Source organism: Paraburkholderia pallida, from assembly GCF_004524855.1.
In the GTDB taxonomy this organism is placed as follows: domain Bacteria; phylum Pseudomonadota; class Gammaproteobacteria; order Burkholderiales; family Burkholderiaceae; genus Paraburkholderia; species Paraburkholderia oxyphila.
In genome coordinates, this window is record NZ_CP038148.1 from 1,217,158 (window position 1) to 1,233,644 (window position 16,487).

The following is a 16,487-nucleotide window of genomic DNA, read 5'->3' on the forward strand; positions in this document are numbered from 1 at the left end:
CCATCTCCCCCAACAATACGCCGTGCTTCCCGCGCGCGCCCTTGATGCTCGAGGCGCCCGCCAGTGACACGCCCCTGGTCGCCCGTCCATGCGCCGCTTTCCCGCCTCCAACGAACCCGCGCCGCCCGCCACCGGGCCGCGCAACGACTGGCAGACCATCGTTTCGCTGCTGCCGTATCTCACTGCCTACAAATGGCGCGTGGCGTTCGCGCTCACCTGCCTGATCGGCGCGAAGGTCGCCAACCTGGGCGTGCCGATCGTGATGAAGCACATCGTCGACAATCTCGCGGCCGTACGGCACCTCACCGCGCTCGGGCGCGCCGAGCACGCCCCCGGCATCGTGCTGATGGGCGGCGTGGGGCTGCTCGTGGTGGCCTACGCCGTGGTGCGCCTCTCGACGTCGCTTTTCACGGAGCTGCGCGAGATCCTCTTTTCCAAGGTGACGGAAAGCGCCGTGCGCCAGCTCGCGCTCAAGGTGTTCCAGCATCTGCATGCGCTTTCGCTGCGCTTTCATCTGGAGCGCCAGACCGGCGGCATGTCGCGCGACATCGAACGCGGCACGCGCGGCATCACGCAACTGATCTCGTACTCGCTCTACAGCATCTTGCCGACGCTCGTCGAAGTGGGCCTCGTGCTGGGCTTCTTCACGGTGAAATATGAGGCGTACTACGCGATCGTCACGCTCGTGGCGCTGGCCGCGTACATCGTGTTCACCGTGAAGGTGACCGAGTGGCGCACGCATTTTCGCCGCACGATGAACGAGCTCGATTCGCGCGCGAACTCGCGGGCGATCGACTCGCTCATCAACTACGAGACCGTGAAGTACTTCGGCAACGAAGCGTGGGAGACGCAGCGCTACGACGAGAACCTGCGCCGCTATCGCGCGGCGGCGATCAAGTCGCAGCAGTCGCTTTCCGCGCTGAACTTCGGGCAGCAGGCGATCATCGGCACGGGGCTCGTGTTCATCCTGTGGCGCGCGACGCAAGGCGTGATGGCCGGCAAGCTCACGCTGGGCGACCTCGTGCTCATCAACACCTTCATGCTGCAGCTCTACATTCCGCTGAATTTTCTCGGCGTGGTGTATCGCGAGCTGAAGCAGAGCCTCACCGACATGGACCGCATGTTCACGCTGCTGACCGTCGCGCGCGAGGTGCCCGATGTGCCGGGCGCGCCGGCGCTCGCGGTGCGCGGCGGCGAGGTGCGCTTCACGCACGTGAATTTCGCCTATGAGCCCGCGCGCCAGATCCTGCACGACGTGAGCTTCACCATTGCGGCCGGCACGACGACGGCGGTCGTGGGCCACAGCGGCTCGGGCAAGTCCACGCTCTCGCGCCTGCTGTTCCGCTTCTACGATATCGACAAGGAGACGGGCGGCGCGATCACGATCGACGGCCAGGACATTCGCGACGTGACGCAGGATTCGCTGCGCGCGTCGATCGGCATCGTGCCGCAGGACACGGTGCTCTTCAACGATTCGATCTATTACAACATTGCCTACGGCCGGCCTGAGGCGAGCCGCGAGGAAGTGATGGCGGCGGCGCGCGCGGCGCACATCCATGCGTTCATCGAGAGCCTGCCGAAGGGCTATGACACGCCGGTGGGCGAGCGCGGGCTCAAGCTTTCGGGCGGCGAGAAGCAGCGCGTGGCGATCGCGCGCACGCTGCTCAAGAATCCGCCGATCCTGCTGTTCGACGAGGCGACCTCGGCGCTCGATTCGCGCTCGGAGCGTGCGATCCAGCATGAGCTCGACCAGATCGCGCGCGAGCGCACGACGCTCGTGATCGCGCACCGGCTTTCGACGGTCGTGCACGCGCAGCAGATCATCGTGATGGATCACGGGCGCATCGTGGAGCGCGGCACGCACGCGGAGCTGCTGCGTGCCGAAGGCCACTATGCGCAGATGTGGGCGCTGCAGCAGCAGCGCGCGAGCGAAGCGGACCGCGCCGCGGGCGAGCCGGCTCAGGTTGCCACTGAGCGCGGACGCTGAACGCGGACGAGCCGTGGACCAACCGCGGATCAGCCGCGCTGCGTCGCGCGCAACGCGGTGTCGAGCGCCGCGAGTTGCGCGGGCGTGCCCACGTTCTCCCAGTGCCCCTCAAAGAGCTCGCCGCTTACGCGCTTCGCCGCGATGGCCTCGCGGTAGTACGGCGTAAGCGCGCGCTTCTCGCCACGCGGCAGGCTGCGGAACATGCGCGTGTCGTAGAGGCCGATATTGCCGAAGGTGTAGCGCGGCGCGCCGTCTAGCGCGAGCAGGCCGTCGGCGCCGAGCGCGAAGTCGCCGGCCGGGTGAAAGGGCGGATTGGGCACCATCACGAGATGCATGCCCGGTTCGGGCTGCGCCGCGAGCGCCGCGGCGCGCGCGTTCAACGCGCCGAAGTCGTATTCGCTATAGACGTCGCCGCTCACGGCGAGAAAGACGGCCGGCTCGCCCGCGGGCTCGAGCAAGGGCAGCGCCTGTGCGATGCCGCCCGCGGTTTCGAGCGCGTCGGTCTCGGCGGAGTAATGCAGCTGCACGCCAAAGCGCGCACCGTTCCCGAGCGCGGCCTCGATCTGCGCGCCGAGCCACGCGTGATTGATGACGACGCGCGTATAGCCCGCCGCCGCGAGCCGCTCGATCTGCCAGACGATGAGCGGCTTGCCGCCGACTTCGAGCAGCGGCTTCGGGCAGGTGTCGGTGAGCGGGCGCATGCGCTCGCCGCGCCCGGCGGCGAAGATCATCGCCGTGCGCTCCGCCGTGTCCATTGCAGGGGCACGCGTCATGAATTCGACCTTGTTGTCATGAATGATTGAGGAGAGCCTGCGCGCTCAGAACGTGTAACCGACGTCGGCGCTCGTGCCTTGCAACTCGTCGATGAGCCGCGCGAACGGCACAAGCGGACGATAGCGGTGCGCGACCTTGCCCGCGTAGTCGAGAAAGCGCGGCAGGTCGGCCATGTAGTGCGGCTTGGCGTCCCGATAGTTGATGCGGCAAAAGAGGCCCAGCACCTTGATGTGGCGTTGCAGGCCCATCCATTCGAGCTGGCGGTAGAACTCGCCGAAGTCCGCATCGACGGGCAGCCCGGCCTTCTTCGCATGCTCCCAGTAGTACGCGAAGCAGTCGAGCTCGAACTCCTCGTCCCAGCTCAGGAACGCGTCGCGCAACAGCGAGGCGATGTCATAGGTGATCGGGCCGTAGACCGCGTCCTGGAAGTCGAGGACGCCGGGGTTGGGCGTCGCGATCATCAAGTTGCGCGGCATGAAATCGCGCAGCATGAAGACCTGCGGCTGGGCGCGTGCGCTCGCAATCAGCAGCGCGAAGGTGCGATCGAGCACGCCGCGGGTGGCCTCGTCGACCTTGCGGCCCAGATGGCGCTCCAAAAACCACTCGGGCATGAGCTCCATCTCGCGACGCAGGAACGCCTCGTCGAACGCCGGCAGCACGTCCTCGCGCGAGGCGAGCTGGAAGCGGATCAGCGCGTCGATGGCGTCGCGCATGAGCGAGCGCGCCTGAGGGCCGGGGCCCGCATCGGTGAGCGCCTTGAGGTAGGGAGCCGTGCCGAGATCGGTCACGAGCATGAGACCGGCATCGAGATCGACTTCGAGCACGCGCGGCACGTGCACGCCGGCCGCCTCGAGCAGCTGCGCGATCTGCACGAACTCGCGGCACTTTTCGGGCGGCGGCGCGTCGACGGCGATCAGCGTGGCGCCGTGCGTGCCGGCGCTCGCGAGGCGGAAGTAGCGGCGAAAGCTCGCGTCGGCGGAGGCCGGGGCGAGGGTGGTGAGATCGAGCGCGTATTTTTCTGCGTGGCCGGCAAGCCAGGCGGCGAGCAGGTCGCGGCGGGCATCGGCCGGGGAAGACGGGGCTGTGAGGGTCATGAAAACCAGAGGCAAAATCAGTGGATCAACGTCTTGCCATATAATACCCCACGACTTTTTTGACGCGACTCGCGCCAAAGCCCGCATGACGGTTCGCTCGCCACACTTATCGCCAGTCCATCGTCCGATGAATTGTAAATAATTGTGCGCGAAGTTGCCTTGATCGTTGCTTCGACCGTCGCCCCGCTCCGGTTTCTCGCCCGGGCCGGGGTCACGAGGCCGATGCACTGGCAGTGGAGCCGTGATGGGCGGGCAGGCTGACGGGCCGATACGCCAAAACCATACATGCCGCCCAGACAGTTTTTCCAGACGATCTCCAAAAGTGACGACGGCGTGCCGGGCAAGCGGCGGCTCATCGCGGCGCTCGTGGCCATGCCGGGTCTCATGCCCGCGCTCGCGCACGCGCAGCTTGCGGGCGACGCTGCGCAGCCCCAGCGGCTGGACGACGCGTGGAGCCTGCGCCTTTCCCCGCAGCTCGAGGACCATCCGAACGCGCCTGGCCAGCGGCCGGCGACGTTCGTGCTCGGCGATTCGGCCACCGGGACGTCGGGCACCGACACTGCCGTCAAGGGCTCGGCCGAGCTGCGCCAGGGCACCAACGTCATCAAGGGCGATGCGCTGCACTACGACGAAGACACCGACATGGCCGACGCCTACGGCAATGTCGTCGTCAACCAGAGCGGCACGACCTTCGCCGGTCCGGAAGCGCACCTGAAGGTCGAGGCGAATGAGGGCTTCATGTCCACGCCGAAGTACCACTTTTCGGTGACTGGCGGCTCGGGCAGCGGCGAGCGCGCCGACCTGCTCGACAGCGAGCGCTCGGTGCTCACCAACGGCACCTACACGGCCTGCCAGTGTTCGTCGGATCCGGCCTGGTATATCAAGGGCACCGAGTTCGACTTCGACACGGGCGCCGACGAAGGCGTCGCGCACAACAGCGTGCTGTTCTTCCAGAACGTGCCGATTTTCGCGAGCCCGTGGTTCTCGTTTCCGCTCTCGGGCGATCGCCGCAGCGGCCTGTTGCCGCCGACGTTCTCCGTGAGCTCGACGAACGGCTTCGAATTGTCGATGCCGTATTACTTCAACATCGCGCCGAACCGCGACCTCACGCTCACGCCCGAGATCATCTCGAAGCGCGGCGTGTTCATGCAGGCCAACTACCGGTATCTCTCGACGAACTACTCGGGCACGATCACCGGCACGTTCCTGCCCGACGACGCGATCACGAAGACCAACCGCTACGCGCTGTTCATCCAGCACAACCAGAACTTCGGCAACGGGTTCGGCGGTTACATCTACTACAACAAGGTCTCGGACAACACCTATCCGGAAGACCTGGCGTCGCCCGCCAATCAGTTCCTGAACGGCACGCAGACGCTGTACCAGCAGGAAGCGGGCATCACGTACAACAACGGGCCCTGGTCCGTGCTCGGCCGCTATCAGCACTGGCAGACGCTGTCGCCGTCGGTCGCGCCGTATGGCCGCGAGCCCGAGCTCAACGTGAAGTACGCGAAGTACAACGTGGGCGGCTTCGACTACGGCATGGAAGCCGACTACTCGCGCTTTCGCATCACGACCGCGGATGCGACCGAAGGCGACCGGGTCGTCTTCAACCCGTACGTGTCGTACTCGCTCACGGGGCCAGGTTACTTCGTCACGCCGAAGGTGCAATGGCACTTCGCGGACTACAACCTGAGCAACATCGGCAATGACGTGCCCACGGGCACGCCCAAGAGCTTCACCGAATCGATCCCCACCTTCAGCTTCGACACGGGGCTCGTGTTCGACCGCTCGGTGCATCTGTTCGGCACGGATTACATCCAGACCCTGGAACCGCGCCTGTACTACGTCTACACGCCGTACCGCAACCAGGAGTTCGCGCCCCTTTTCGACACCGCTGATGCCGACTTCGGCCTGGCGGAGATCTTTACGCCGAATACCTTCGTCGGCAACGACCGCATTGCCGATGCGAACCGTCTCACGGCGGCGCTGACCACGCGCTTCATCGACGCGGCCTCCGGCGACGAGCGCGCGCGCTTCGTGATCGCGCAGCAGTACTATTTCACCGACCAGCGCGTTACGCTGATCCCGGGCGAATCGCCCGACACGGGCACGGCGCATTCGGACCTGATTGCCGGCATGTCGCTGAAGATCGGGGGCGGTTTCGCTTCGGAAACGGCGTTCCAATATAATGCCGACCAGGGCCAGCTGACCAAGGCGAGCGTGGGCTTCGGCTATAGCCCGGGGCCGAGCCGCGTGCTCAACGTGGCCTACCGGTACACGCGCGAGAACAGCAGCACGCTCGACAATCAGCCCATCAACCAGATTCTGATTTCGGCTCAATGGCCGTTCTCGCATCGGGTGTACGCTGTGGGCCGCTTCAATTACGATCTGAACGGCCACAAGGTTGTCGACGGCCTGCTCGGCATGCAGTACGACGCGGATTGCTGGGCGCTCGGCGTCGGCATCCAGCGCTACGCGAACGGGATCAACACCACGGGCGGGAATAATTCGGCCACGCGTTTTCTGGCGCAGCTGACGCTCAAGGGGCTGTCGAACGTGGACAACGGCCTCGTCGCGGCGTTCAAGGCCGGCGTGCCGGGCTACACGCAGCCGCCGGGGCAACCGCCTCTGCCGTCGCGCTTTACGGATTATCAATAACGCGTGAACCGGCGCATGCGGCCCCAGAGCCTCGCGAGCCGGTGCAGTGCGGAGTCGGTGGCATAGAGACGGGCGAAGCGGCCCGCCAACTTTGGAGTATCTGTGGGAATCATGAAAAAGCTTCGCCTGGCAGCGTTCGCTGCGAGTATCTTCGCCGTCGCGGGACTGTTGCCGGCCACGCCGGTATTCGCGCAGGGGCTCGCGCCCGCCGCCGCTGGCCAGACGGCCGACACGATCGCGGCGGTCGTCAACGACGGCGTGATCACGCAGCGTGAGCTCGACAACCGCGTCGGGCTCATCACGCGCCGCCTGAACCAGCAGAACGCCCCGGTTCCGCCCATGGACCAGTTGCAGGCGCAGGTGCTCAACCAGATGGTGCTCGAGCGCATTCAGCTGCAAAAGGCGAAGGAAGACGGCATCTCGGTCGACGACGCCGCCGTGCAGCGCACCCTCGAGCGCCTCGCCCAGGCCAACGGCATGGACCTCGCCACCTACCGCGCGCGCATCGAAGCGGCCGGCGTGCCGTGGGACACGTTCCAGAAGGACGCGCGCACGGAGCTCACGCTCTCGAAGCTGCGCGAGAAGGAAGTGGATAGCAAGATCTCGGTCTCGGACGCCGAAGTCGCGAACTACATTGCCAGCCAGCGCGGGCCGAACGCAGGCCAGCAAAATGACCTGCACTTCGAGCACATCCTCATCAAGGCGCCGCTGAACGCGTCGCAGACCGATATCGAAGCCGCGCAGAAGAAAGCCGACGATCTCCTGAAAGAGGCGCAATCGGGCAGCAAGTTCTCGAGCCTCGCGAAGTCGAACTCGCAGGCGGCCGACGCCAGCAAGGGCGGCGACATGGGCTTCCTGCCGCCCTCGAAGCTGCCGCCCGAGTGGGTGACGGCTGCCTCCACGCTGCGTCCGGGCGAGGTGAATCCCTCGGTGATCCGCACCAATGACGGCTTCGAGATCGTCCGCCTCGTCGAGCGCCGCCAGGGGCAGGGCACGAGCGCCTCGGCACCGCAACTCGTGCAGACGCACGTGCGCCACATTCTGCTGCGCGTGGGTGACGGCATGTCCGAGCCGCAGGCGCGCGAGAAGCTGCTGGAAATCAAGAAGGAAGTGCAGGCGGGCGGCGACTTCGCCAAGTTTGCTCACACTTATTCGCAGGACGGCTCGGCCTCGCAAGGCGGCGACCTCGGCTGGATCAGCCCGGGCGAAACCGTGCCCGAGTTCGAGCGCGCGATGAACACGCTGCAGGACGGTCAAATCAGCGACCCGGTGCGCACCGAATACGGCTATCACCTGATCCAGGTGTTGGGCCGCCGCGAAGCGGAAGGCTCGGTTGCGCAGCAGATGGATCTCGCGCGCCAGGCCATCGGCCAGCGCAAGGCGGAGCAGGCTTACGCCGACTGGCTGCGCCAGTTGCGCGACACGGCCTACGTCGACTACAAGATCAGCGGCCTGACGCCGCCGCAGACGCACTGACCCGCCCAGCAAGGAACCGCGCCGTGAACGCTCCCGCCACTTCGTCTTCTGCGCCGCGGGGGCCGCGGCCGGTCCGCATCGCCATCACCACCGGCGAGCCGGCCGGCGTGGGTCCCGAACTCACCGCCGCGGCGCTCGCAGGCGCCTCGGCGCATTGGCCTGGCGCCGAATTCGTCGTGCTCGGCGACGAGACGCTCATGGCGCAGCGCGCCGCAGCCTCCAACGTCGACTGGGCCGCCGTGCTGGCGGGCCAGCACGTGAGCGGCGAGCACATCGCGCTTGCCGCGCCGGTGAAAGCCGGCAAGCTCGACGCCGCCAACGGTCCGTACGTGCTCGCGCTGCTCGACCGCGCCATCGACGGCGCCATGGCGCACGAGTTCGACGCCATCGTGACCGCGCCGCTGCAAAAGAGCACGATCAACGATTCCGGCGTGCCCTTTACCGGCCACACCGAATACCTTGCCGAGCGCACGAAGACACCGCGCGTGGTCATGATGCTCGCGGGCACTGGCGCGCGGCCCTTGCGCGTCGCGCTGGCCACCACGCATCTGCCGCTCAAGGACGTGTCGGCGGCGCTGACCATCGACGGATTGATCGAGACCCTGCGCATCGTCGATCACGACCTGCGGCACCATTTTGGCGTGGCCGCGCCGCGCATCCTCGTGACGGGCCTGAACCCGCACGCGGGCGAGAACGGCTACCTCGGGCGCGAGGAGATCGACGTCATCTCGCCGGCGCTCGCGAAAGCGACGGCTGAAGGCATCGACGCCCGCGGCCCGTATCCCGCCGATACCCTGTTCCAGCCGCGCTACCTCAACGAGGCCGACTGCGTGCTGGCGATGTTCCACGACCAGGGCCTGCCGGTCCTGAAATACGCAACCTTCGGCGAAGGCATCAACGTGACGCTGGGCCTGCCGATCGTGCGCACCTCGGTCGATCATGGCACCGCGCTCGACCTCGCCGGCACGGGCCGCGCGGACGCGGGCAGCCTGATCGCCGCCATCGACACCGCCGTTTCGATGGCGCGCCACCGGCGCGCCATCTGATTAACCAGACCAAGATGTCCAATAGCAGCAGACAGCACCAGGGCCACTTCGCGCGCAAGCGCTTCGGCCAGAACTTCCTCGTCGACACGGGCGTGATCGACTCGATCGTCGACGTCATTCGCCCGCAGCGCGGCGAACGCATGGTCGAGATCGGGCCGGGCCTCGGCGCGCTCACCGAGCCGCTGATCGAGCGCCTCGCGACGCCCGAGGCGCCGCTGCATGCGGTCGAGCTCGACCGCGACCTCATTGCGCGCCTCACCAAAAAGTTCGGGCCGCTGCTCGAACTGCATGCGGGCGATGCACTCGCGTTCGACTTCGGCTCGCTCGCCGCGCCGGGCGACAAGCCCACGCTGCGCATCGTCGGCAACCTGCCGTACAACATTTCGAGCCCGCTGCTGTTTCACCTGGCCACGTTCGCGGAGCGCGTGATCGACCAGCACTTCATGCTGCAGAACGAAGTGGTCGAGCGCATGGTGGCGGAGCCGGGCAGCAAGGCGTTCAGCCGCCTCACGGTGATGCTTCAGTATCGCTATGTGATCGACAAGCTGCTCGACGTGCCGCCCGAGTCGTTCCAGCCGCCGCCCAAGGTGGATTCAGCCATCGTGCGCATGATTCCGTATGCGCCGCACGAACTGCCGCAAGTGGACGGGGCGATTCTCGGCGAACTCGTGACGGCCGCGTTCTCGCAACGCCGCAAGATGCTGCGCAACACGCTCAGTGATTATCGCGACCGGGTGGATTTCGAGGCGCTCGGCTTCGATCTCGCGCGCCGCGCGGAAGACGTGCCAGTGGAAGAGTACGTGCGCGTCGCCCAGGCGCTGGGTAAGGCGCCAGCAGCTTAAGGATCTTTAAGCATCAGGGGACAGGGCGGCGCGCTCGGTCTTCCAGACGGCGACGCTCGCGCGTTACCGTCTGCTTTGCTTAATAAGAGGTCAACCCGCTTCCGGGCGTTGTGCCTCGTACGCCTTGAGCTGGCTGTAGACGATCCGCAGCACCGAAAGCTCGCTCGACGCGCGCTGCGCCGCGCCACCGCGCCGGATCAGGTCGCCCAGAACGTGGTCGGCCTCGATGCGCGCGCCGTTCTGCACGTCACGCAGCATTGAAGCGGTGAGCGTCGAGCCGGTGGCGAACAGCATCGCGCGCGAGCGTTCGACGAAGCTGTCTCGGACCGCGTGGTCGTGCTCGGCGGCCACCGTGCGGCATTCCGCGAAGAGACGCTCGACCGTTGCCGCGCCGTCAGGCGTCGCGACAATGACGCCGACGGGCGCGCGGAACAGACACGTGCTGCCCGCGAGCGTCGCAAGGAACACCCACTTTTCCCACATTTCCTGCAGGATTTGAGCGCTGGCCTTCACGTTGAAGCCGGCGTTGCTGAACGTATCGGCGATGGCCTGTACACGCGGCGAGATGCCGTTGCCGAGTTCGCCGAACGTGATGGCGTGCGCGTCGTTCAGATGGACGATTTCGCGCTTCTCATTGAGCGTGGAGGCGATCAGACAAACGCCACCGAGCACGGCCTGCGTGCCAAACCGCGCCTGCAGCACGTCCAGATGGCGCATGCCGTTGAGCAGCGGCAGGATGACCGTTTGGGGCCCGACGGCCGCCGCGAAAGAATCGATGGCGTTGTCGAGGTCGTACGCCTTGCAACTGAGCAGCACGACGTCGAATGGCTGCACGCTCTGCGACTCGAGCGCTTCGCGCGTCACCGTCTTCGGATCGCGCAACGTGAGATCGCCGCCGTGCGGACTGCGGATCACGAGGCCATCCTTGCGCAACTGCTCCGCGCGCGCCTCGCGCACCAGAAACGTTACATCGCGTCCCGCCGCGGCAAGGCGTCCGCCGAAATAGCCGCCCGTCGCTCCCGCACCTACCACCAGAATCCGCATGTCGACTCCTTTGCTTCCTTTCATTGTCAGTAACGCCGGCCGGTGACTGCGTGCATCGGCACCGGCCGTTTCGAGATGGCGTCCATGCTAGAGCAAATCGGTGCGGCCTGCTTGGGGCGGCTTGGCTGGCGCATCCTGCTGGCGTCGGCAGGGCGAGCGGGATTTTGGTACAGTCGCGTTTTTGACGACGGCAAAACGGAGTACACGATGCGCCTTCTGCACACGATGATCCGGGTTGGCGACCTGGACCGATCGATCAAGTTCTATACCGAATTGCTCGGCATGAAACTGCTGCGCCGCGATGACTATCCCGATGGCAAGTTCACGCTGGCGTTTGTCGGCTATACCGATGAGCGCGATGGCACGGTGATCGAGCTTACGCATAACTGGGATACGCCTGCTTATGACCTCGGGACTGGCTTTGGTCACCTGGCGGTGGAAGTGGATGATGCTTACGCCGCCTGCGAGAAGATTAAGGCACAGGGCGGTACCGTGGTGCGCGAGGCCGGTCCGATGAAGCATGGCTCGACGGTGATCGCATTCGTGACGGACCCGGATGGGTATAAGATCGAGTTTATTCAGAGGAAGTAGGGATTGTCCTTGCGGCGATATCGGATTGTTCTGATATCGCCGCTGTGTTTGTCAAAAAGCATTGCCATTTAATGAATCGCTCGACAATAGAGAATTAATAAAAGGCGATTTGTACAAATTTAAATCTTCATCCTGAAGATCGAATGAAAATTCGGACGGTATTAGAAGGCGTTCGCTAGCGCTGCAAACTCTTGCTAAGCCCGAGAATATTATTTTCTTGCGTATAGCATAAGATACAAATCGATACAAATATTTTGACATCCTAATTTAAAGATGATTGGGTGCCATCTCATAAGCTGCGGGATGCGTATCGGCGTGAATATTGAGACAAATTCTGGACATTCCGGCGCCGTTCCTGGTGCCCATTTCAGAGCATTCCTATATACGTAAAAGTAGCAATAACCGAGACTCCGCATTCGGCCCTTAAGCAGAAACCGGTTCGGTGAAGCGCACAACCGTGTATTCGGCAGCGCGTGAACCGGTTGCAGGAAGCTCAAGGTGTCCTTGACCAGTCCTGTTCACACCAGTGTGGACCGGCTGCATCGTACCTACTGCGTTCTCTGCCCCGGCGAAGAAGAGTCTATGCATTCGACCATCCATACTGATGCTTCAGTAGCTATCCGAAATGGCGGCATATTCGCGCGTTTGTCCGATGTGGTTGCAATCGCAGGTGGCGCACTTCTGACAGCCCGTGCGCCGGGGATTTCCGATGGCGCTGGCTACGACAGCGCTCTGGTTGCGTTTTCCATGCTGCTGACACTTGTGCTCTTCCCGTCGTGGGGGATGTACCGTGTTGTTCGCCGGCGTCTCTTCTGGCGCTGTGTCTGCGTTCCGGTACTTGCGTGGCTCTTTGTTCTGGCTGCCTCCTGCGTGGTGGTTGTAGCGCTGCATCGCTCATACCATCCTGCTACGGACTGGCTCAGGGAATGGGCCTTCATTTCGGCTGCCGGGTTGGTACTGTCCCGACTGGCCGCACATGTGATCTGTTTGCGGTTGACCCGACAGGATACCCACACGTCCACGGTAGCCGTTGTGGGTGACATTGCAAAGTGCCGCCATCTGATGCGCAAGATCAGCGCGACGCCGGAGTCGGTTTATCGCGTGACAGCGGCTTTCGATACAGATCCGGGTGCCGATGCTACCCCGCTTGGTTTGCCGACCTTCTGCGATCGGGAAGCGTTTGCTGCCTACGTCCGCAGTGCACATATAGAAGAGCTCTGGCTCGCCGTGCCGCTTTCGGAAGGACAGACAATCGTTCCCTTCGTCGAACTGTTCCGTAACGACCTGATCAACATTCGCTTCATACCGGATGTGAGTGGGCTGTCGGTTTTCGATGTCAGGATGGCCAACCTTGAAGGTACGTCGGCGATCAACCTTGTGGCCTCACCGATCGCTTCGCATTCGCTAATCAGCAAGGAAATTTTTGATCGTGCGTTTGCGCTGTGTGCCTTGGTGGCGCTCGCGCCGGTTTTCTTTGCAATCACGTTGGCTGTCAAATGCTCGTCGCAAGGGCCCGTGTTTTTCACGCAACGGCGCAAGGGAGCGAACGGCAAGATCTTCAGCATCTACAAGTTTCGCAGCATGCGTGTGCATGCGGATGCCTCCGGCGTGGTCAAGCAGGCGACTCGCAACGACCCGCGTGTGACGCGTGTTGGTGCATTCCTGCGACGGACGAGTCTTGACGAGCTGCCGCAGTTCTTAAATGTTCTGCGTGGCGAAATGTCTGTTGTCGGGCCGCGGCCTCATGCGATCGAACACGACAAGCTGTATCAGGACATCGTGGATGGCTATATCCATCGATATCGGATCAAGCCGGGAATTACCGGCTGGGCGCAGATCAATGGCTTTCGTGGCGAGACCGATCGCATCGAAAAGATGCAGGGACGTGTAGCGCACGATCTTTATTACCTTAGCAACTGGTCCTTCTGGCTGGACATTCGCATCGTCATGGCCACGATATTCAAAGGGCTGGTTCATCGCAATGCATATTGAAGGCCCTGGAAACCGTAGCGGTAACTTGACTGCAATACAAAGATTAGACGGAATCAACCGTAGTTTGATGCCGATTTTGGAAAAAATCGAGGCGAGCGCTGACTCGATATCGTATTCCATCCTAGAAAGCATAGGATTACGAAATAAAATGCGAAAAATTCTCCATATAACCGAGTCGCTTGGTGGTGGAGTGCTTCACTGCGTCGCGCTGTTGGCAAACGAACAGGCGAGAGCCGGGCACAGCGTGACTCTGGTGCATTCAGTGCGATCTGACACACCATCCGAGTCGGAGCTCGTACGTATGTTCGACAATTCGGTGCGGCGGATTGTACTGCCGATGAAGCGAGAAATTGGCCTGTCCGATTTACGTTCGTTTGTTTCCGTCCTGGGAGTTGTGTGTCGAGGAAAATTCGATGCCATACATTCGCACTCTTCAAAGGCGGGGGCGCTGGTTCGTGTAGCTTCCTTTATGACGCTACAGATCCGCAAGAGTTGTTATTCGCCGCACGGATTTTCGTTCCTGCGCCGCGATGTTCCGGAAAAGCAGCAGCGCCTCTTTCTCATGGTGGAAAAGACACTGCATAGATTGGGCGGAAAAATTGCAGCTTGCTCGCCTACGGAAAAGTTGTATGCAGAGCAATACCTAGGTGAGGGGCGTGTTTATCTACTCGAGAACGCCATCGATACCGCTTTGATCAATGAGACGAGGCGTAATGGCCAGCGATCAACTCCGCGCGTGGTGACGGCAGGGCGAGTTGCCTATCAAAAGGCACCGTGGCGATTCGTTGAGCTTGCGCGCCGTGTGGCGCCGCACGAAGCTGAGTTCGTCTGGCTTGGCGACGGTGACAACACGGCGAAGCGCGAGTGGTTTGCAAATAGTCGTGTATTGGTCAGCGGGTGGCTCGATAAACAACGTCTCATGGGAGAGTTGACGGATTCCGATGTGTTCGTTCTGACGTCACTTTGGGAGGGCATGCCGATAGCGCTCATTGAGGCGCAAGCAATGGGCATTCCGGCCGTAGCGACAAATATCGTTGGGAACAAGGACGTCATCGTCCACGGGGAAACCGGATTTCTCGCGGGTAACGACGAAGAACTTCTGCATTACACGAAAAAGCTCCTGAGCGATCCACAACTGCGTCAGAGCATGGGCCGCGCTGCGCGGCGGAACGCCGTCAATCGCTTTAGCAAGGACAGGTTCCTGAAGGAATCTGTACTCATCTACTTTGGTGCATAACGCACGCGTGGACACGTCATCTTTCGCTTGTCGGGTTTCGTGTCCTTCAGGGATTTACTGGTTTTCATCATGAGACGTTTTAGTTGGGCTGCTCTTCTATCTCTAGCCATGGTTGCATTGACTGCCTGCACATTGGTGCCCGGTATGCAGTATCGCCAGGCTGCACTTGATCCGCGTGAGCCTGCGCGGATTCCGGACGTTACCGCGATTACACCGGAACTCATCGAAAGTCAACGTGCGGCCGCAAGGGAGTATGAGCAGTCCAAGGTCGAAAACCTGTATCAGCCATTAATCGAAAAGCAGGGTGACTATCGGATCGGTGTCAACGACGTATTGTCAATAACTATCTGGGACCACCCCGAATTGATCGCACCGAATTTGACTTACACCATTGGTCAGTCTGGTGCTGTGTTGCCGACTGTCTCTGGTTCATCTGTACCGCTGGCTGGATTCTCCGTAAGCGCCGATGGCTATATCCAGTTGCCGTACGCGGGACAGGTCAAAGTTGCCGGGCTGACAGAGAGTGAAGCACAGCGAGTCGTCGTGAAGAGACTCATACCCTATATCCGTAATCCGCAGGTGACGTTGCGCGTGGGTGCATTTTTGAGCAAACGGGTCTACATCGGCGGGGAGGTCAAGACGCCGGGTGTCGCAGCGATTACCAATGTACCGATGAATCTCCCAGCTGCAATCGGTGCTGCCGGTGGTGTGCTGGATACTGGCGACGAAAGTCGTATTGCCCTAAGCAGGGACGGGAAGGTACACGAATTAGATTTACCGCAAATGGTAGCGGATGGCATTAACCCCGCCAAGATCATTCTTCACGACGACGATCTCGTTCGTATATTGCCGCGTGAGAACTACAAGGTCATGGTGACTGGTGAAGTATTGCAGCCGAAACCAGTGCTCATGCGCAATAACGGAAAACTCACGCTAAGCGAAGCGCTCGGTGAAGCTAATAGCGTGCGCCCCGATACCGCCGCACCCAACGCGATATATGTGATTCGAGCGACCGCGGACCCGGCGATGCCTCAGGTCTACCAACTCAACGCGAAGTCGCCAGTGGCGATGTCGCTCGCGGAAGACTTCGAGCTTAGGGCGAAAGACGTCGTTTATGTCGATACAACGGGACTCGTGCGTTGGAATCGTGTGATCAGCTTAATTGCCCCTACAGCGAATTCGGTTTATGTGGGCGAACGCATTGGGAGCTATTGATGATTCGTTCGATCCTCACAGTCTGCGTTGGAAATATTTGTCGCAGCCCAATGGCAGAAGGGCTGCTTCAACAGCGCCTTCCGAACATAGAGGTCAGTTCCGCGGGGATTGGTGCGCTTTCCGGTCGGTCCGCAGATCCCATTGCAATTGATTTGCTGCGAGAAAGAGGGTTGGATATCACCTCACATCGAGCCAGGCAAATATCTGATTGGATGTGCCGTAAAGCTGACCTGATACTCGTAATGGAAGCTGCACACAAACGAGTGATTGAGCGTACGTACCGCAATGTTCGAGGAAAACTGTTCTTGATAGGGTATCACGGAAAATTCGATGTATTTGATCCATACAGACAGGGCCGGGAGCGATTCGAAGCCTGTCTGAACATGATCGCGTGTGGCGTCGACACTTGGGCCGCACGCATCGAGGCCATAGGCTGAAAAGGAAAATGCGTAGGTGCCGGTTGAAATGAACAGTGTGCGACGGTACGAGTCTCAACCGGCTAATTTATTTGCCAATCTAGAAGCAATG

Annotated in this window: 13 protein-coding genes; 10 read left to right on the forward strand and 3 right to left on the reverse strand. The window is 62.2% G+C overall.

The features are described 5' to 3' along the window. Window positions 1-88: 88 nt before the first annotated feature. The gene (locus E1956_RS05515; RefSeq protein ID WP_134747732.1) at window positions 89-1,987 is read left to right on the forward strand and encodes an ABCB family ABC transporter ATP-binding protein/permease; all 1,899 of its coding nucleotides are present in this window, start codon (window positions 89-91) and stop codon (window positions 1,985-1,987) included. Between the two features lie 29 nt (window positions 1,988-2,016). Here the strand turns inward: E1956_RS05515 and murU are convergent, their stop codons facing one another. Together murU and E1956_RS05525 are read right to left on the reverse strand one after the other, a co-directional pair. Continuing rightward, window positions 2,017-2,742 (reverse strand): N-acetylmuramate alpha-1-phosphate uridylyltransferase MurU, encoded by a 726-nt coding sequence (gene murU / locus E1956_RS05520; protein ID WP_167760024.1) that lies wholly within the window; start codon window positions 2,740-2,742, stop codon window positions 2,017-2,019. A gap of 63 nt (window positions 2,743-2,805) precedes the next feature. Next, on the reverse strand, window positions 2,806-3,855 hold the full coding sequence (locus tag E1956_RS05525) for an aminoglycoside phosphotransferase family protein (protein ID WP_134747733.1): 1,050 nt from the start codon (window positions 3,853-3,855) through the stop codon (window positions 2,806-2,808). A 285-nt stretch (window positions 3,856-4,140) separates the two neighbouring features. On the opposite strand from E1956_RS05525, the gene E1956_RS05530 reads away from it, so the two are divergent. From E1956_RS05530 to rsmA, 4 genes are all read left to right on the forward strand, one after another. Next, complete coding sequence (locus tag E1956_RS05530; protein WP_134747734.1) at window positions 4,141-6,516, forward strand: LPS-assembly protein LptD; 2,376 nt, start codon at window positions 4,141-4,143, stop codon at window positions 6,514-6,516. 102 nt (window positions 6,517-6,618) lie between these two features. After that, window positions 6,619-7,992: a peptidylprolyl isomerase gene (locus E1956_RS05535; RefSeq protein ID WP_232071284.1), complete on the forward strand. Its 1,374-nt coding sequence runs from the start codon at window positions 6,619-6,621 to the stop codon at window positions 7,990-7,992. Window positions 7,993-8,015: 23 nt separating this feature from the next. Further along, window positions 8,016-9,038, forward strand: a complete 1,023-nt coding sequence (gene pdxA, locus E1956_RS05540; RefSeq protein ID WP_134747736.1) for a 4-hydroxythreonine-4-phosphate dehydrogenase PdxA — start codon at window positions 8,016-8,018, stop codon at window positions 9,036-9,038. 14 nt (window positions 9,039-9,052) lie between these two features. Then, the gene (rsmA, locus tag E1956_RS05545) at window positions 9,053-9,880 is read left to right on the forward strand and encodes a 16S rRNA (adenine(1518)-N(6)/adenine(1519)-N(6))-dimethyltransferase RsmA (protein ID WP_134747737.1); all 828 of its coding nucleotides are present in this window, start codon (window positions 9,053-9,055) and stop codon (window positions 9,878-9,880) included. A gap of 90 nt (window positions 9,881-9,970) precedes the next feature. Here the strand turns inward: rsmA and panE are convergent, their stop codons facing one another. Then, window positions 9,971-10,924 carry a 2-dehydropantoate 2-reductase gene (gene panE / locus E1956_RS05550; RefSeq protein WP_134747738.1) on the reverse strand — a complete coding sequence of 318 codons (954 nt, stop codon included), beginning with the start codon at window positions 10,922-10,924 and terminating at the stop codon, window positions 9,971-9,973. A 207-nt stretch (window positions 10,925-11,131) separates the two neighbouring features. On the opposite strand from panE, the gene gloA reads away from it, so the two are divergent. The 5 genes from gloA (at window position 11,132) to E1956_RS05575 (ending at window position 16,396) form a co-directional block, all read left to right on the forward strand. Next, complete coding sequence (gene gloA, locus E1956_RS05555; protein ID WP_134750365.1) at window positions 11,132-11,515, forward strand: lactoylglutathione lyase; 384 nt, start codon at window positions 11,132-11,134, stop codon at window positions 11,513-11,515. A 582-nt stretch (window positions 11,516-12,097) separates the two neighbouring features. Next, entirely contained in the window at window positions 12,098-13,507 is a 1,410-nt protein-coding gene (locus tag E1956_RS05560) for an undecaprenyl-phosphate glucose phosphotransferase (RefSeq protein WP_197732817.1), read from the forward strand. A 148-nt stretch (window positions 13,508-13,655) separates the two neighbouring features. Then, window positions 13,656-14,744: a glycosyltransferase gene (locus tag E1956_RS05565; protein ID WP_167759975.1), complete on the forward strand. Its 1,089-nt coding sequence runs from the start codon at window positions 13,656-13,658 to the stop codon at window positions 14,742-14,744. Window positions 14,745-14,888: 144 nt separating this feature from the next. After that, window positions 14,889-15,959: a polysaccharide biosynthesis/export family protein gene (locus E1956_RS05570; RefSeq protein WP_232071286.1), complete on the forward strand. Its 1,071-nt coding sequence runs from the start codon at window positions 14,889-14,891 to the stop codon at window positions 15,957-15,959. Then, a complete protein-coding gene (locus E1956_RS05575) occupies window positions 15,959-16,396 on the forward strand; it encodes a low molecular weight protein-tyrosine-phosphatase (RefSeq protein ID WP_134747741.1) in 438 nt (145 codons plus the stop codon). Before E1956_RS05570 ends, E1956_RS05575 begins: the two co-directional genes overlap by 1 nt. The last annotated feature ends 91 nt before the right edge of the window (window positions 16,397-16,487 follow it).

Excerpts from the sequence above, each read along its gene's own strand:
- panE (WP_134747738.1), bottom strand. The coding sequence starts at position 10,924 with ATGCGGATTCTGGTGGTAGGTGCGGGAGCGACGGGCGGCTATTTCGGC.
- E1956_RS05530 (WP_134747734.1), top strand. The coding sequence starts at position 4,141 with ATGCCGCCCAGACAGTTTTTCCAGACGATCTCCAAAAGTGACGACGGC.
- E1956_RS05575 (WP_134747741.1), top strand. The coding sequence starts at position 15,959 with ATGATTCGTTCGATCCTCACAGTCTGCGTTGGAAATATTTGTCGCAGC.
- E1956_RS05560 (WP_197732817.1), top strand. The coding sequence starts at position 12,098 with ATGCATTCGACCATCCATACTGATGCTTCAGTAGCTATCCGAAATGGC.
- rsmA (WP_134747737.1), top strand. The coding sequence starts at position 9,053 with ATGTCCAATAGCAGCAGACAGCACCAGGGCCACTTCGCGCGCAAGCGC.
- E1956_RS05515 (WP_134747732.1), top strand. The coding sequence starts at position 89 with ATGCGCCGCTTTCCCGCCTCCAACGAACCCGCGCCGCCCGCCACCGGG.
- murU (WP_167760024.1), bottom strand. The coding sequence starts at position 2,742 with ATGGACACGGCGGAGCGCACGGCGATGATCTTCGCCGCCGGGCGCGGC.
- gloA (WP_134750365.1), top strand. The coding sequence starts at position 11,132 with ATGCGCCTTCTGCACACGATGATCCGGGTTGGCGACCTGGACCGATCG.
- E1956_RS05565 (WP_167759975.1), top strand. The coding sequence starts at position 13,656 with ATGCGAAAAATTCTCCATATAACCGAGTCGCTTGGTGGTGGAGTGCTT.
- E1956_RS05570 (WP_232071286.1), top strand. The coding sequence starts at position 14,889 with ATGCAGTATCGCCAGGCTGCACTTGATCCGCGTGAGCCTGCGCGGATT.
- E1956_RS05525 (WP_134747733.1), bottom strand. The coding sequence starts at position 3,855 with ATGACCCTCACAGCCCCGTCTTCCCCGGCCGATGCCCGCCGCGACCTG.